The sequence below is a fragment of the Arthrobacter sp. H-02-3 genome (assembly GCF_003097355.1).
In the GTDB taxonomy this organism is placed as follows: domain Bacteria; phylum Actinomycetota; class Actinomycetes; order Actinomycetales; family Micrococcaceae; genus Arthrobacter; species Arthrobacter humicola.
Window position 1 is genome coordinate 271675 of sequence record NZ_PYUI01000003.1, and the last position, 16225, is coordinate 287899.

The window sequence follows — 16225 nt, forward strand, 5'->3', positions numbered from 1 at the left end:
GGGCCGCACCCCCGGCTCGCCGCGTCCGGGGTCATTTCACAACCGGACATGTTGCCTCCTTTGACGATGACGGTGCTGGCGCACCCGTCGTCATGGTCCTGCCGGAACGTGTCCTGCCAGCGGCCATCGTAGTGGGATGTCTATGCCAACCTAGCTTTTCGCCTGCGTGCCGGAATCATGCCTTGGGGGTGAGGTGTGCGCCCTCGGGGTCCGGAGTCGTCAGGCAAGCACGTCAGTCACACCGGGATGGCCTAAGGTGTAAGACTGCCCGGGCTTTGTTTGCCGGACAGATCTTCCCGCCCCATTGAACAATCCGAGCACCGAACTATCCAACTTCTGAAATCCCACTACTGGACAACCCGACGCCAGGAGGCAACCCACGATGGTCGAACAGTTAACGGCCTTTGTCTTGACCTGTCTCGTCGTCGTACTGGTCCCCGGTCCCGACTTTGCGCTGGTCCTCCGGAACGCGGCCTGCGGCCCTCGCTCGGCAACAGCGGCCGCCGGCGGAATCATGGTTGGCAACGCAATTCTTGCCTTGCTGGCAGTTCTCGGTATCACGGCGCTCCTGGGAGCCTCAGAGATTCTTGGGACCGGGATCAAGATCGCCGGGGCCGCGTACCTGCTCTATCTGGGAGCCCGGGCGCTCGCGGAGGCGTTTGCCAGCAACATGAGCCCACCCATCCGGCCCGGCCAGCCGGCGGCACCGCGGGCCGGCCGCCGGTTTGGCGGGAGTTCGCCGTTCGTACAGGGCATGGTGAGCAACCTGCTCAACCCGAAAGTCGCCGTCTTCTATTTGTCGCTGTTCCCGCAATTCAATTTCGCCCCGCTGCCGTCCCTCGCCCAGCACACCGTGATGGCGGGTATTTTCCTGCTGATCGCCCTGGCCTGGTACGTACTTCTCCTCAGCGGGCTGAAGAAAGTGACTGCATTCCTGGCCCGGCCCCGGACCAAGCGGATCATCGTCGCGGGTTCGGGCGCGGTCCTCGTGGGGGTTGGCGGCACAATACTGACAAAGACGCTGGCCTCCGCCTAGCCCGACCGCCCACATGCACGGGCGCGTCTACGCGCCCCCGCACGGGCACGGGCGCGGGCACGCGCACAGGCACAGGCACAGGTCACGGGGTCACCCGAAACGGGTGATGGCCGGCGCTTCGGCGGTATGCCACGATGAACGCCCATGGTCCTTCGGAGGGGATGGCGAAATTCTTTGACCCACAAACCAGCCGAGCGGGCCATCGTGGCCGCTCACCAGAAGCTTTCCGAGACGCTGCCGTTCGCGGACGCATCCGATACCGACGACTCGGCACGCGGTTTCATCGCGGCTCTGAGTCCCGCAGTTGTCCACGCTGCCGACGGGAGGGTGGTGTGGGACAACGACAAATATTCGTTCCTTAGCGGGGCGGCCCCCACCACCGTGAATCCGAGCCTCTGGCGGCAGTCGGGGCTGGTTGCGAAGCAGGGCCTTTTTGAGGTTGTGGAGGGAATCTACCAGGTCCGCGGCCTCGACCTCTCGAATATCACCTTTGTGGAAGGTGACACCGGGGTCATTGTGATCGATCCACTCATCTCAACCGAGACGGCGGCGGCGGCGCTCAAGCTCTACCGGTCGAACCGGGGTGAGAGGGCTGTTGTCGCCGTCATCTACACACACAGCCACGTCGACCACTTCGGCGGCGTCTTCGGCGTTGCCACCCAGGAAGATGCCGACGCCGGGGGCATCGCGGTGATCGCCCCGGAGGGCTTTGTGGAGCACGCTGTCTCGGAGAACGTCTATGCCGGCACGGCCATGGGCCGCCGGGCCGGCTACATGTACGGCGCCGCACTCGCGTGCGGCCCGCAGGGCCAGGTCGGTGCCGGCCTTGGCCAAACGACCTCGATGGGAGAAGTCGGGTTAATCGTGCCGACGCTTGAGATCCGCGAGACCGGCGAGCGCCACACTGTGGACGGTGTGGAGATCGAATTCCAGATGGCCCCCGGGACGGAGGCCCCGGCGGAAATGCATTTCTATTTCCCCCGGTACCGCGCCCTGTGCATGGCCGAAAATGCGACCCACACGCTGCACAACCTGCTCACCCTCCGCGGGGCGCTGGTCCGCGACCCCCACGTTTGGTCCACATACCTGACGCAGGCGATCAGGATGTTTGGCATCCGGACCGACGTCGTCTTCGCCTCCCATCACTGGCCGACGTGGGGAACGGACAGGATCCTTTCGTACCTCTCAGCCCAGCGCGACCTTTATGCCTATCTCCACGATCAGACGCTCCGATACATCAACCAGGGGTACACCGGGGCCGAAATCGCCGAGATCATCGAATTGCCGCCGGCCCTTGCGAACGCGTGGCATGCCCGGGGCTACTACGGTTCGGTCAGTCACAATGTGAAAGCCATCTACCAGCGCTACATGGGGTGGTTCGACGGAAACCCGGCCAGGCTCTGGCCGCACCCTCCCGCGGAGCTCGCCGCCCGCTATGTGGACGCGATGGGCGGCCTGGATCACGTCGTGAGCACCGCGCGGACTGCCTTTGAGTCCGGTGACTTCCGTTGGGCAGCCACGTTGCTCGACCACGCGATTTTCGTCGACGCCGGCCACGCCGCGGCGCGGGAACTGTATGCAGACACGCTGGAACAGCTCGGTTACGGCGCCGAGAACGGAACGTGGCGGAACTTCTTCCTCTCCGGCGCAACGGAGCTCCGGGACGGCAACTTCGGGACACCCACCGCGACGGCGGCACCGGCGATCGTTGCCCAGCTCACCCCCGAGCAGCTCTTCGGCTCCCTCGCCATCTCGGTGAACGGCCCCAAAGCCTGGGACCTGGACCTCTCGCTCAATGTCACGTTCACTGAACTCGACGCCGCGTACCATGTCACCCTCCGCAACGGCGTACTGATCAGCGACCGGCTGGCCGGCGAATCTGCCGACGTCGAGATCCGGCTCACGAAGAACAGGCTGCTGGCCCTGCTCGGCGGGGACACCACCTCGGAGGGCATCAGCCTGAGTGGCAGCAGCGCCGTCCTGCCGGCGCTGCTGGGGGCACTGGACTCCGGAGACCCGGCGTTCAACATCGTTACCCCGTAGCGGGGCCGGTCCGCACAACCGCGCTTAGCGAACCGGAGCCTGTTCCTGCGGGGGCGGTGGGCCGGGCGGGGGCGGTGGCGGTGTCGGTGGACCGCGACGCGGCATGGGGTGCGGAGGCACATGCTTTCGCAGATGAGGCGGTGGTGGCTGGTGCGCCAGCCCACCATGGGGCGGTGGCGGGCCGCCTTGCGGCAAAGGCTGCGGGGGAAGCTGCCCCGCGTGCCTCGCCCCGGCGGCATCGGTCACTCCTTCGTCGGCCGCGGAGTCGGCCGTCGATTGTGCCGCCGCGGTCTCCCCGGTTGACGGCGGGGAAACGCCCGGGCTTGTTCCGACGGCGGATCCCTCGCCAGCGGTGTCGGCCACCAGCCCGTAGTAGCGGTAGAGCTCCTGTTCCTGCGTCTCCGTGATGATGCCGCGGTCGCTGTCGATGCGCGGGCCGTTCTTGATCGTGTCCTTGGCAAAGGCAACCCTGATCACGGATTCCTCGAGACTGGCCCCGGAAAGCGGGGCGAAGGACTCGGACATGCCGAACAAACCGGTCCGCACGGTGACGAACGCCGGATCACCGGAATCGCCGCTGGTGAAGATCTGTTCCACGGAGCCGATTTTCTCCCCGTTGGCGTCCACCACGATGCCTCCGTTGAGGACGATATTGTCAATGTCCTGCAGGCTGAGCATGGAGGCACCTCCGTTGTCGTTAGCGCAGGCCCGGGATACCGTGGGCGGCCGCACTTCATTCTTGCCGGTTTGCTCCGATCCGGTAAGTGCAGATCCGGTACCTGACCGGTGCCTGGTCCAAGCACCGGCCGGTTCACGGCTGGGCTGCGGCCAGTGCCAAGGCTGCGGCCACTACGGTCAGGGGTGCGACGATCAGACCGAAGATCGCGTAGCCCTTCCACGTGATGAGGACATTCATCCGCACCAGCCGCTCGTGCCAGAGCAGGGTGGCCAGCGACGCCCACGGGGTGATGAGCGGGCCGGCATTGACTCCGATCAGCAACGCCGCCATGCGCTGCGGCGTCTCCGCCAGTGGCTCGGCCAGCAGGTAGGCAGGCAAATTGTTCAGCAGATTGGAACCGACCGCACCCGTCGCGGCCAGCCGAAGCAAGTCCGGTGTCCCTTGGCCTTGCCCGGCCAGTTGACTCAGCAACGCGGGAGCGCCCAGATGCCGGATGGTTTCCATCACCAGGAAGAGGCCGGAGGCGAACAGTAGCAGAGACCAGGGAACCAAAGAGACTTTGAGCACCCGCGGCCGCCGGAGCGCGAACACGACTGCCAGTACGACGGCGGCAGCCAGCGCCGGGATCCAGACCGGGACTCCTGACACGAGCGCTGGCAGGAGCAGTGCCAGCACGAGTGCGCTGACGCCGAGCAGAACCCGGTCGGTCGCTGCGGCCCCGGATCCTCCGCCGGCGGGCTGATCAGTCCTGATCCGCCCGACCCGTATCCTCGAATAGCGCTTGCGTAGGTCGCGGCGGAAGACGATGCCGACGAATACCAGCGGCACGACGATGGCGGCAACGGATGGGGCCCACATCAGGGCAGCGAAGGCGGCGGGACTGGTCCCGCCCAGGCTGTGCTGGGCTAAAAGGTTCGTCAGATTTGAAATAGGCAACAGCAGGCTGGCCGTGTTGGCCAGCCACACAGTCGTCAGCGCGAAAGGCAGCGCCGGCAGGCCTGCCTGCCGGGTCACGCTGACTACCACCGGCGTCAGAAGCACCGCTGTTGTGTCCAGGGACAGGAAGATGGTGCTCAGCGTCGCGAATGCGGCCAGGAACAGCCACAGGATAATGCTGCGCCCGCGGCCCCAGTGCCGGAGCCTGCGGGCGGTCCAGAGGAAGACGCCGGCCTCGCTGGCCAGCTCCGTCACGATAGTCATGGCGACGACGAAAAGCAGGACTGGAGCCACCCGGTCGATGAGGGCGGCCACGTCGGCCAAAGGCAGCGCCCCGGCGACAATCGCCACGGCACCGGCCACAAGCAATACGGCTCCAACGATCGCCAGGCGCATGAACGGAGTCTAATCCCCCTGACCGCCGGCCTTCAGGGAGTCTCTCCCCCGCCGTCTGCGACGGATGGGATGGCCGCGGCATCTTCTGGCGGTTGCCGCGTGAACAAGGGCCGGCCGCAGGACCGCCCGGCTGCACTCACGGTTCGGCCGCCGTCCCGTCCGTTGCGTTTGAAACAGGCTGGCCTGATCCGGAGCGTTGTATCTGCGGCCCGGCCGGCCGGTCGGCCTCGAACAGGTCCGCGCCGAGCCGGTCGGCGTCAACGGCGGCAAGGTTGCGGATCAGGACGATGAGCCACGAGAAGATCAACAATCCGGCGATGAGCTCCACCGCGGTCAGGTTGTAATAGCCGACCGGGAACCACAGCACCGCGGCGACAATGATTGCTGCCAGGAACACCCACCCGAGCGCCGCGAAGGCGGGCGAGATGGAGGGGATGAGGGCCCGGATGCGGACAATGAGCGACGCGAACACCACCACCATGCCGGAGGCAACCAGGGTGTGGATCCCGAAGCGCTCATCGACCGGGAACACTCCCACGCCGGCGAGGAACACGCCGATCAGGACGATGCCGCCTTCGAGCAGTCTTACCCGGTGAAGTGCGGCCGGGGTGTTGGCGCTCGCAGCGAGCGTCGCCGTCGAATATCCCGCCAGGGTGGTGACCACGACACCGCCGACGATCAAGGTGAAGTTGAACGTCACCCCGGAGACGTCCGAGCTCATGCCGAGGGCGCTGAGGTGCTTCTGCCACCAGAGGGGGTCCGCTGCCGTCAGCATGCTCGTGAGGACACCAGTGACGAGGAAACCGGCGAGGAGTGCGGCGAGCCGGTAGGCGGTCATGCCGAGCGCGGACAGGTACGCGACGTAGGCGCTGATGGCCCCCGCACCCCCGACCAGGACGGCGGCCGCCACCGGGTAGAGGACCGCGCCGATAAACGCTTGCTGGAAGATCCAAAAGAGCGCCAGCCAGCCGAGCAGGAACATACACGCGTGGGCCAGCGCGAGGGCGCCGACGTCGATCGCACTACGCGTCCGGCCACCGCGGAACTGCGGTGACACCGGCGTCGGGCGTTGCAGACAACCGGCCACCACCGCCGCGGCACCAAGAACCGCCGTGCCGATCGCGGCAATGTCACCGGCCGATCCTCGTCCGGACAACGCCACAGGTTCCCGCCCAACGAGCAGAAGTGCGACGCCACCGAGGACTACGAAGCCCACGCTACCGACGAAGAGCGCCCGTGCCTCGGACGTGACGGCGGCATGCTTGTTCCGGACTAACATCGCTCACTTCGATTCGCTGGCGTTGCGGCTGGTACTGGCCCGCCGGCACAGGCCGCCCGTTCCGCTCCAGGAAAAGGCCTTGGGCCAAATCCGAAATCCGAATCCGTTTCCGGAACTTTAGGTCCCGGGCGGTCCTCCGCCGGCGATAACCCAACGCTATGTCCGGCCCGGCCGCGGGCCGTCACCCGGAACGGATGAAACCGTCGATGATGACGCCCGGCGCGACCGCAGCCCCTAGCTTGCGGTGGCGGACGTCAGCGCCTCCAGCAGCGGCGTCGTGGGCCGTCCGATCAGCCCGGAGAGCTCGCCCGTGACGGTGGCCAGAAGACCAGCTTTGGTGTCCGTGTCCAGGGCGGCGAGGAATCCTGCGGTCCCTTGGTCGAGCCCGGCAGCAGTCAGGACCTGGATCAGCTCGGGAGCGGACACGGGCTGGTACACGACGTCCCGTCCGGCGATCCCGGCGATCGCCGTCGCCAGTTCCTTGAAGTCCCACGCGTAATCGCCGGAGAGCTCGTAGGTGCGGCCCTCGTGCCCGGCGGAGGTGAGCACCGCCGCGGCGGCGGCCGCATAGTCCGCCCGTGCGGCGCTGGCCACCCTGCCGTCACCGGCAGCAGCGACGACGGCGCCCGTCTGCCGGGCCGTGGCCACGGTCTGGGCGTAGTTTTCGGAGTACCAGCCGTTGCGCAGGAGCGTGAACTCGAGTCCCGACGCGCGGATGAGTTCCTCGGTTGCCTTGTGCTCGGGCGCCAGGATCAGCTCTGTGGTGTCCGCGGCCAGGACGGACGTATAGGCGATGAAACGGACACCTGCCGCTTTGGCCGCGCTGACCACGTTGGCGTGCTGTGCCACCCGTGAGCCTACCTCGCTGCCGGAGACCAGCAGGAGCTTCTCAACGCCGGCGAGAGCGGCCTCGAGCGCGGCAGGATCGGAATAGTCCGCCACGCGCACCTGGACGCCCCGGGACGCCAGATCACCAGCTTTCGCGGCGTCGCGGACCACCGCCACGAGGGAACCCGGCTCCTGGGTGCTGAGCAGGTCCTCGAGGACCAATCGGCCCAGCTGTCCTGTGGCACCCGTTACTGCAATCGTCATGTTGCGCTCCTGGAATCTGAGGTGAAGTTCATGTCAAGTCGTTGCCGTGCCGGCGAACCGGCACCGGGGATCACAACCGGTGCCCGGCTCCGGGCATTCCGGTGTTACGTTGTGCGACGCCCTCCATCGTTCGGCTGTCTGCGCGCCGGCGCAGGCGCCGGCCCGCGTTTCGTACCGTGTTGTACCAGACGCCTATGTCAGGGTCCACGAGCGCTTGGACAGCCCGAACCAGAACCCGTCGATCGCCGTCTTCGCCTGGATGTCTCCCGAGCCGTATGCGGCCCCGAGGGCAACGTAGAGCGGAGCCCAGTGCTCGCTCCGGGGGTGCGCCTCGCGGGCGGCCGGCGCCTTGTTCAGGAAATCGAGGATGGAGTCGACGTCGCCGCGGGCCATGGCTTCCTCGGCCCAGTGGTCGAATTCGCTGGATGCTGCCGGCGGGGCGGTGTCCGGCCCGCCGGCGGGATTGAACCAGCGCAGGTTGTGCGTGGTGAAACCGGATCCGACGATCAGCGTGCCCCGGTCACGCAGAGGCCCAAGCGACATGCCGAGTTCGAACAGTCCCTGCGGATCCAGCGTCGGCATGGACATCTGCACCACCGGCACGTCTGCTGCGGGGTACATCTCCTTCAGCGGAACGTAGGCGCCGTGGTCCAGGCCGCGGCTTTCATCGCGCTCCACGTGGTGGCCGTGGGCGGCAACGAGCTTCTCCACTTCGGCTGCCAGCTCAGGTGCCTGCGGGGCGTCATACGCCACGTCGTAGTACTTCTGGGGGAAGCCCCAGAAGTCGTAGACCAGGCCAGGATCGCGCCCGGTGGCGCTGAGCGTCACCGGGGCATTCTCCCAGTGGGCAGAGACCATGAGGATGTCCTTGGGCTTGCCAAAGGTGCCGGACCAGTCGTTGAGTTGGCGGGTCCATGTGGAGTCGTCGGCCAGAGGTGGCGCACCGTGGCTGAGGAAGAGAACCGGAGGGCGGTCAGTGGTCTGAGTCATGACATCATCGTACCCTGTTTTTATTGAAGCTTCAAGCTTCTTTCGGTCCCCGTCCGGCGCCGGGCGGGCTCCGGCGGGCTCCGGTCAGAACGTGGGTACGGTGAACCCGAGGCCCAGGAGGCCGCGGCCGGCCTGCTCGAGCACGGGGTCCCTGGTGAGCGCCGCGTGGTTCAGCAGGACGTTGACGTCGCGCTGGATCCGCTGGAGCGGGTGCGATAGCCGGTGGACACTCCCGCCGGATCCTGTCATGACCAGGCGGACCGCTTCGGCCGAGGCCTCGCCGCTCAGCGCGAGGGACAGCCGGTAGTCAGCGCGCTCCCGGTCCGTCATTGTTGAGGGCCTGCGCGCATGGGAGGCCGAGACCACCCGGACAGCTTCCTGCCAATGCAGCCGTGCCGCGGCAACCAGGCCGTAAGCCTGCGCATAGCGGACCTGCGCGAGCGGCGAGTCGGCCTGCCGCGTCTCCACTGTGTGCTTGACCTTGCGCACCATCAACAGCTCCCGGAACAATTCGACCGCGTACTCGGCTGACCCCAAGGCGGCGGCAGGGGCCACCATATTCAGCAGAGCGCCCATGGGGGTGTGGATCAGCGGATCCTGATGGAGTTCGCTGCCCGGATTGGCCTCGGCGGCCAGGCGTTCCCAGTCCAGCGCTCGATGCTCCGGGACGAACAGGCCCCGGGCCAGGATGTCGTTGCTCCCGGTTCCCCTCAGCCCGGCCGTGTGCCACACATCGAGAACCTCGACGTCGGCCAGGGGCACCAAGCATTGCAGGCGCACCCCGCCGCGCTGCGCCGCGAGCAGCGCCCACTCGGAGTGCATCACCCCGGAGGCGAAGGTCCACCGGCCCGAGATGGAGTAGCCTCCTTGTACCTTCTCCGCCACCCCGGCGGGTGCGCCGGTGGCGGCTGCCAACGGTGCCGGACCGTTCGCGAAGACTTCGTCCTGCGCTTCCCGGGGCCAGCGTGCGAGCATCCAGACATGCTCGACCAGGTGGCCCACGCTCCATGCCGTGGAGGCGCACCCCCTCGCAAGCCGGCGCACGACCTCGACGTAGGTCTCCAGTCCCATGCCGAATCCCCCGGCAGCCTTGGGGGACAGCATGTGGAAGATTTCAGCTGACCGGAGTTCCGCCATGGTGGAATCGGGTACACGGCGAAGCTGCTCTGTTTCCGCGGCCCGCTCACGCAGGCCGGCAATGAGTCCCTGAGCGCGGGCCAGCATCTCATCGTGGGTGGGGACGACGACCGGCACCGCGGCAGCGGGCCGGGCGGCAGACCCGGCGAGGATGCTGCTGCGCGGCTCATCACGGCCGGGGCCGGCGTCGGAAGGGAGCTGGAGCGTGTGGGAGGTGTGGTCGCGCTTGGCGGTCAGGTACCGGAGGTTGGCCGGGGACGCGTGGACGCCCGTGGCGATCTGCGCGGAAACGTCGACGCCGAGGGCGCCCAGCTGGGCCGCCTTGTCCGGGTTGTTGCTGAGCAGGCGCACCGTCCCGGCGCCCAGGGCGCCGAGCATCTGCGCCGCAGCCGTGTAGTCCCGCTCGTCCTCGCCGTGCCCTAGGGCGAGGTTGGCCTCGTAGGTGTCCAGGCCGCCGTCCTGCAGGGCATAGGCATCGAGCTTGGAATACAGGCCGATGCCGCGGCCTTCCTGACGGAGGTAGAGCAGGAACCCGCCGGCGGCCGCGATCCGCTCCACAGCCTCCCGCAACTGCGGACCGCAGTCACACCGCTGGCTCCCGAACACATCCCCGGTGAGGCATTCACTGTGCAGCCGCACCAGGGGTCCCGAGCCCCCGCGCGCCGCTTCCAGCAGCGCCTGCTCCCAGTCGCCCAGGGCGAGGAGCAGGTGCTCCTTTCCGTCGGTGAGTCCGCTGAAGGTCAGCACCTCGGCGTCGGCGGTGAACCCGTCCGCGAACCGCAGCGGCACGGAAACCCGGCTGCGCACGGCGGCCGCTGGAGCGGGTGCAGCGTGTTCGATGGTCTCTGACACAAGGGTCATCTCAGGTCCTCAGGCATTCGGCAGGAAGGTGCAGACGTTGCGCCGGAGCGGGACCGACCGGCCAGACGACATTGCGGTCCGCGGCATTCCCGGCAGAACTTTACTTGAAACTTAAAGTTATAGGGAGGCGCGGCCGGTGATGCAAGCCATGACCCCGTGTGACGGGTCCGGCGGAAGCATCGGCGCGTGCCCGCACGAATGACCCGACGCCGGGTGCCATCATGATGGCGTGACTATCGCAAGAACCATCGTGCTCTTCATCCTGGCCGCGGCAGCCGAAATCGGCGGGGCGTGGCTCGTCTGGCAGTCCGTCCGCGAAGGCCGGGACTGGTGGTGGGCCGGTCTGGGTGTCGTAGCGCTGGGCATCTACGGCTTCGTGGCCACGCTGCAGCCCGACGCGCACTTCGGGCGCATCCTCGCGGCGTACGGCGGCGTGTTCGTGGCAGGCTCCCTGGCCTGGGGCATGATCTTCGACGGGTTCCGGCCGGACCGGTGGGACATCCTGGGTTCGGCGGTCTGCCTGTTCGGGGTCGCCGTCATCATGTTCGCGCCCCGCGACGCGGGCTAACGCGAACCGCCGCTCCTCCGCCGGCCCGCCCTACCGGCCGGTTGTGTGCTCCAGTACCTGGCCGAGGATGTGCGCGCCTTCCCGGAAGGCGCCCGGATTGGGGCCGGCGAAGTTGAGCCGGATGAACGGTCCGGCCGGTTCGGCCGGGAACCACTCAGTCCCGGCGGCGATGATGACCCCGGCGGCCTCGCAGTCACGGACGAGCTGATCGACGTCGGTCCCGTCGGGCAGGCGGGCCCACAGGTTCAGCCCGCCCTTGGGCACGTGCTCAACGTGGGCCTGCGGGGCATGCTCCCGCAGGCTGCCGAGCAGCAGATCCCGGCGGTCTTGGAGCTGGTGGCGCAGGCCGCGCAGGTGGGTCTGCCACGCCGGGTGCGTCACGACGTCGAGGGCGGCCGCCTGGAGCACGCCGCTGACGTACATCGATTCGGCACCCCGGTCGGCCAGAATGCGGTCGCGCGCGGGTCCGCGGGCGATCACCGCAGCGACGCGGATGCCCGGGGACACGCTCTTGGTCAGCGACCGCAGGTAGACGACATGGCCCGAATCGTCCCGGGCGGCCAGGGGTGAGGCATCGGTGGTGATGCCGAAATCATGTGCCCAGTCGTCCTCGACGAGGAACGCGCCGTGGGCGCGCACTGCCTCCAGCACCTGCTCACCCACGCGCGTGGCCCATTGCGCACCGGTGGGATTGGCATAGTTCGGCTGCGCATAGAACAGCCGCGCACCGGTCTCGGCAAAGGCGCGGTCCAACTCCTCCGGGTCGGGGCCCTCGGGACCGCTCGGCACGGGAACGATCCGGACGCCGGCCTGCGTTGCGGCCAGGATGGCTCCCCAGTACGTCGGGGATTCCACCAGCAGCGGCTGTCCCCTGCCGACCAGCGCCCGGAACACGGAACTGAGCCCGCTCTGGCTGCCGGGGAGCACGATCACATCGCTGGCCGTTGGCGGCGTGACACCGGCCGGCGTTGAGGCCCGGAGTTCGTGGGCGAACCAGGACTGCAGTTCGGGCAGGCCCGCGGCGGGCGGGCGGGACACGGCGGCGTCTCCCCGGGCTGCCCGGGTCAGGGCAGCCCGCACCAGTCGCTCGGGCAGGAGTTCACGGTCCGGGTAGCCGGAGTGGAAGGCGATGACATCGTTCGGCGCGCTGCGCATCGCCGTGGAGACAGGGCGGAGCGGCGCCTGGGGTGAGCCCAGTGCGGCTGTCTGCCAGCCGTAGTCCGCAGGCCGGGCCGTCCGGACGGACCGCACGAAGGTTCCGACGCCCGGGCGGCTCTCAATCAGCCCCTGTGCTGCAAGCGTGCGGAGCACCTTTTGCACGGTGACCGGGCTGGCCTGGTACTCGGCGACCAGGGACCGCGTCGAGGGCAGCCTGGCTCCGGGCGCGGCACCGGCAATCCACTCCCGGAGGCGTGCCGTGATTTTCGAGGTGCTATCGTTGGACATGAGAGCCAATAGTAGCGCTACTGCAATTTTTGACCAACCGTTATCGTCCCGGCCGGCCACGGGACTGTGGTGGGGATTGCTCGGCGTCGCCGCCTTCTCCTTCACGGTTCCGTTCACGCGCGTTGCCGTAGCGGGGCTGTCGCCGTTGTTCATCGGATCGGGGCGCGCCGTGGTCGCGGCAGTTCTCGCCGGGTGCGCCCTCGCGTTGACGCGCCAGCGGGCGCCCCGCGGTTCCCAGTGGGCGCGCGTTGCCGTGGTCGCCGGCGGCGTGGTTGCGGGCTTCCCGCTGCTGACCTCCTTCGCCCTCACCTCGGTTCCCGCCAGCCACGGCGCTGTCGTTATCGCGCTACTCCCTGCGGCGACCGCAACGATGGCAGTGCTTCGCGGCCACGAACGCCCGCCCGTCATCTTCTGGGTCATCACCGGCGTCGGCGCGGTTGCGGCCATCGTCTTCGCCTCCGCTCAATCCGGCGGCATCGGGCAGCTGCATCTGGCGGACCTGCTTCTTTTTGGCGCCGTGGTGTGCGCGGCAATCGGCTACGCCGAAGGCGGCAAGCTGGCCCGCGAACTCGGGGCCTGGCAGACAGTGTCCTGGGCGCTCGTGCTCGCCTCTCCGCTCATGATGTGCCTGGCGGCGCTCTCCATCGCCGGGCAACCACCCGCCGGCACCCCCGTGCAGTGGGCGGCCTTCGCCTACCTTGGGATCGTGAGCATGTTCCTTGGTTTCTTCGCCTGGTACCACGGCCTGGCCATCGGTCCCATGGCGCAGGTCAGCCAGATCCAATTGGTCCAGCCGGTGTTGAGCATTTGCTGGGCCGGGATCATACTGGGCGAGAACCTGAGCTGGACCACCATCATCGGCGGCGCCGCGGTGATACTCTGCGCCGGCCTGGCGGTCCGTTCCCGGCCCGGTAGCCCGAGGGTGAAAGGGAGTACCAGTATGCATGCGACAACAGATGCGCCGGCTTCGGCAACAGCAACCGCGACGGCGGCCGCGAAGACAGGCCCCTGACCGGCAGCCGTCTCCCCCGGCCCCTTGAGCGCACCCCGCACCGCACTCCGTCCCCGAGCCCCGACCCCAGGCCCCCGATCCGAAGGGAAACCTCCGTGTACATCCCCGCACATTTTGCCGCCAGCTCCGATTCAGTCCAGCACCTGCTCACCCGGGCGGCCGCGGCCAACCTGATCACTTCCACGGCGAACGGCATGCTCGCCACGCTTTTGCCCTTTGTCTATGACCCGGCGGCCGGGGAACACGGTGCGCTGCACGGACACCTCGCCCGGAACAACCCCCAATGGTCCGAACCCGCCCTCGGCGAATCGCTCGTCATCATCCAGGGGGCGGACGCCTACATCTCACCGTCGTGGTATGCGTCCAAGGCAGAGCACGGGCGCGTCGTTCCCACCTGGAACTACTCCACGGCCCACGTCTACGGCACCCTGGTCATCCACGATGATCCGGCCTGGCTTGCCCGCCACGTCAGGCGGCTGAGCGACCACAACGAATCCGGCTCAGAGCGGCCCTGGACCGTGGACGACGCGCCCGAGCGCTACATTGCCGGGCAGCTGAGCGCGATCGTCGGCGTCGAGCTGCTCATCACCCGGATCGAGGCGAAGCACAAGCTCAGCCAGAACCGGCCCGACGCCGATATTGACGGCGTCGTCGCGGGGCTGCGGGCACGCGGTGACATGCGAAGCGCCGCGGACGTCGCGGCGGCCCGCGAGGCCCGCGATCAGGCCCGGTGCCCGCATTCGGATGGATCCCCGACCTGATCCGGGACCGGGCGGGAGGTGCTGCCTGCCGCCCTGGTTCTACCCCTGGCGAAGCCCGAGGGTGTTGCCGTCAGGATCATGGAACCACGCAGCCCTCGCGGGGCCGAGCTGGGCGATGTGGCCCGTCGTCACCAGGGGGCCTTCGGTGTAGTCCAGGAATTCCACGCCCTTCGCGCTCAGGTCCTGGACCAAGGCCTCGATATCTTGCACCTCAAAATGGGCCAGGGTGTGCTCCGTCGTGACGGGCGGGCGCTTGAAGATCGAGATCTCGCTGGCGGCTCCGCAACGGAACCGGACTCCGGCAGGGGTCTCCCACAAGAATGTCAGGCCGAGGATATCGCCGTAGAACGACTTGGCCCTCTCCAGGTCTGTGACCGGAATCGTGGCTACAACCATCGTGGCAGTGATCATCAGAACCTCCTCGTCGGACCCGTCCAATCGGCGCGACCGTTCTGTCACGCCGCGCGCCTGAAGCGGCGAATGGGTCCTGGTGCTTACCTACGGATCGTCCCACCGTTCACGGGCGACGGGACAGGGCCTTCGTACCCGCCGCACCCGGGCGGCGCCGTCGTGGATGCGTCTGCCTACCCTGCGAAACCGGCCCCGTGTCTTCCACGCACCGTTTTCGCCATGTTTTCGGACGGCCGCCATGCAATATGTCCGGCGCTGCCCGGATCCGCGTAGCGACGGACCTTTTCGTCGTCATGTGTCCGTTTCCGTAGCGGATCCGCCAGCGACGGCGCGTGAGCGGCCCTGTCTACACAGCTCACGCCTTCCGTGTCGCCTGCCGGCGCCCTCCCCGGATCCCGCCTGCCGGGCGCCCGGCAAGTATTCCACCCTTGTGCATCCGCACTGCGGGGTCCTTACTGGTGGGAGGGGAACAGGCCAGCGCTCACCAGGACCGCCAATCATGAAGGTGCGTCTCCCTGTTAAAGGGCGTGAGCGGCAGGCACTCCGACTCTCACGTATCTAGGAGGATGGACATGTTCGCTCGCGTCAGCACCTATCAGCCAGGCCCTGACAGCTCGGGGGCACCCACAGAGGACACCGTCAACCGGGTGCTGGCATTGCCGGGGTGCCTTGGCATCTATTACCTGTTGGGGAAGGACAACAAGTCGCTGTCTATCACGCTCTGGGAGGACGAGGAAGCCCTCGCCGGCAGCGCGGAAGCTGCGGCTAGAATCCGTTCGGAGACCAGCGCCGAGCAACACATGCAGATCCTTGGCGTCGAGGAATTTGACGTGCTCACACGGCACCTCAAGGATTGACCGGCGGTGCGGGCAGCTGCGGGACCGCCTAAAAGCCCGCGAGGCCTTTGCCGATCATCACGACGCCAATAATGGCGAGCACAGCCGCGATGATGATGTTGTAGTAGCGAACCAGCCATGTCCGGACCGGTTCCAGCACTCCGCGCACGCGGGCACCGAGGAAAAGATACGCCACCACCGGGACCACGACGGTGATCGTGGCGATCGCCGTGTAGATGAGCACGGCTGCGGCAAGCACGCCGGGCGGGAGCGTGGAGCTTCCGATCACGACACCGGCCGCGAGGCCGAAGATCAGTTCCTTCGGATTGATCACGGTCACCAGGAAGCCGGTCCTCAGAGCCTTCGCGGGCGGCATGTCGTCCAAGGCTTGCATCCACCCGGGGGTCTTCGGTTCGGCGGACCCCCGGGGCCGTGAGCGGATCTTGGTCAGGGCCAGGAAGACCAGCGCCACCCCGAACACGAGGCGGATGACGGCGCCGATTCGTGACCCGCCGGATCCTTGTGTGACGAGTTCGGACAGGGCGGCCACTGCAATCACCGTCGCGAGGACCCCGAGCACCCGGCCCATGGCAAAGCCGATGCTCCTGCCCCGACCGTTCGGGGACAGGACCATCAGGAGCACCGCGATCAGCGGGAGCGGACTGGCCGCAAGGCCGATGGCTTGCGGCATCAGCTCCGCGACCAGCTCAAGCACACTTCTCCGTCGGGCCATGGCGGGCGC

At 67.7% G+C, this 16225-nt stretch carries 15 protein-coding genes; 6 read left to right on the plus strand and 9 right to left on the minus strand.

From position 1 onward, the window contains the following. The first annotated feature begins 382 nt into the window (after positions 1-382). Together C9424_RS05235 and C9424_RS05240 are read left to right on the plus strand one after the other, a co-directional pair. Positions 383-1036 carry a LysE family translocator gene (locus C9424_RS05235; RefSeq protein ID WP_116765840.1) on the plus strand — a complete coding sequence of 218 codons (654 nt, stop codon included), beginning with the start codon at positions 383-385 and terminating at the stop codon, positions 1034-1036. Positions 1037-1210: 174 nt separating this feature from the next. Next, a complete protein-coding gene (locus C9424_RS05240) occupies positions 1211-3079 on the plus strand; it encodes an alkyl/aryl-sulfatase (protein ID WP_237563299.1) in 1869 nt (622 codons plus the stop codon). 24 nt (positions 3080-3103) lie between these two features. Here the strand turns inward: C9424_RS05240 and C9424_RS05245 are convergent, their stop codons facing one another. The 6 genes from C9424_RS05245 to ribA all read right to left on the minus strand — a co-directional run bounded on the left by C9424_RS05245 (position 3104) and on the right by ribA (position 10449). Then, entirely contained in the window at positions 3104-3757 is a 654-nt protein-coding gene (locus C9424_RS05245; protein WP_116765842.1) for a PRC-barrel domain-containing protein, read from the minus strand. Between the two features lie 133 nt (positions 3758-3890). After that, on the minus strand, positions 3891-5090 hold the full coding sequence (locus tag C9424_RS05250) for an SLC13 family permease (RefSeq protein ID WP_116765843.1): 1200 nt from the start codon (positions 5088-5090) through the stop codon (positions 3891-3893). 136 nt (positions 5091-5226) lie between these two features. Continuing rightward, entirely contained in the window at positions 5227-6369 is a 1143-nt protein-coding gene (locus C9424_RS05255; RefSeq protein ID WP_133247479.1) for a hypothetical protein, read from the minus strand. A gap of 234 nt (positions 6370-6603) precedes the next feature. Beyond that, complete coding sequence (locus C9424_RS05265) at positions 6604-7461, minus strand: SDR family oxidoreductase (RefSeq protein WP_116765846.1); 858 nt, start codon at positions 7459-7461, stop codon at positions 6604-6606. A 192-nt stretch (positions 7462-7653) separates the two neighbouring features. Then, positions 7654-8451, minus strand: a complete 798-nt coding sequence (locus C9424_RS05270) for a dioxygenase family protein (protein ID WP_116765847.1) — start codon at positions 8449-8451, stop codon at positions 7654-7656. A gap of 84 nt (positions 8452-8535) precedes the next feature. Further along, the gene (gene ribA, locus C9424_RS22055; protein ID WP_116765848.1) at positions 8536-10449 is read right to left on the minus strand and encodes a GTP cyclohydrolase II RibA; all 1914 of its coding nucleotides are present in this window, start codon (positions 10447-10449) and stop codon (positions 8536-8538) included. A 229-nt stretch (positions 10450-10678) separates the two neighbouring features. On the opposite strand from ribA, the gene C9424_RS05280 reads away from it, so the two are divergent. Further along, positions 10679-11017, plus strand: a complete 339-nt coding sequence (locus tag C9424_RS05280) for a YnfA family protein (protein WP_116765849.1) — start codon at positions 10679-10681, stop codon at positions 11015-11017. A 30-nt stretch (positions 11018-11047) separates the two neighbouring features. Here the strand turns inward: C9424_RS05280 and C9424_RS05285 are convergent, their stop codons facing one another. Beyond that, positions 11048-12463, minus strand: a complete 1416-nt coding sequence (locus C9424_RS05285) for an aminotransferase-like domain-containing protein (protein WP_116765850.1) — start codon at positions 12461-12463, stop codon at positions 11048-11050. On the opposite strand from C9424_RS05285, the gene C9424_RS05290 reads away from it, so the two are divergent. Both C9424_RS05290 and C9424_RS05295 read left to right on the plus strand, forming a co-directional pair. Beyond that, the gene (locus C9424_RS05290) at positions 12462-13475 is read left to right on the plus strand and encodes a DMT family transporter (protein WP_116765851.1); all 1014 of its coding nucleotides are present in this window, start codon (positions 12462-12464) and stop codon (positions 13473-13475) included. The two genes, C9424_RS05285 and C9424_RS05290, sit on opposite strands and share 2 nt — an antisense overlap. Before the next feature lie 95 nt (positions 13476-13570). Then, positions 13571-14236: an FMN-binding negative transcriptional regulator gene (locus tag C9424_RS05295; protein WP_116765852.1), complete on the plus strand. Its 666-nt coding sequence runs from the start codon at positions 13571-13573 to the stop codon at positions 14234-14236. A 39-nt stretch (positions 14237-14275) separates the two neighbouring features. On the opposite strand, the gene C9424_RS05300 is transcribed toward C9424_RS05295, so the two are convergent. Next, positions 14276-14647 carry a VOC family protein gene (locus C9424_RS05300; protein WP_133247480.1) on the minus strand — a complete coding sequence of 124 codons (372 nt, stop codon included), beginning with the start codon at positions 14645-14647 and terminating at the stop codon, positions 14276-14278. 572 nt (positions 14648-15219) lie between these two features. Here C9424_RS05300 and C9424_RS05305 point away from each other — a divergent pair. Beyond that, on the plus strand, positions 15220-15504 hold the full coding sequence (locus tag C9424_RS05305; protein ID WP_237563300.1) for a hypothetical protein: 285 nt from the start codon (positions 15220-15222) through the stop codon (positions 15502-15504). A gap of 28 nt (positions 15505-15532) precedes the next feature. Here C9424_RS05305 and C9424_RS05310 read toward each other — a convergent pair whose 3' ends face one another. Continuing rightward, positions 15533-16198, minus strand: a complete 666-nt coding sequence (locus C9424_RS05310) for a GAP family protein (protein ID WP_161958195.1) — start codon at positions 16196-16198, stop codon at positions 15533-15535. Positions 16199-16225 lie beyond the last annotated feature (27 nt).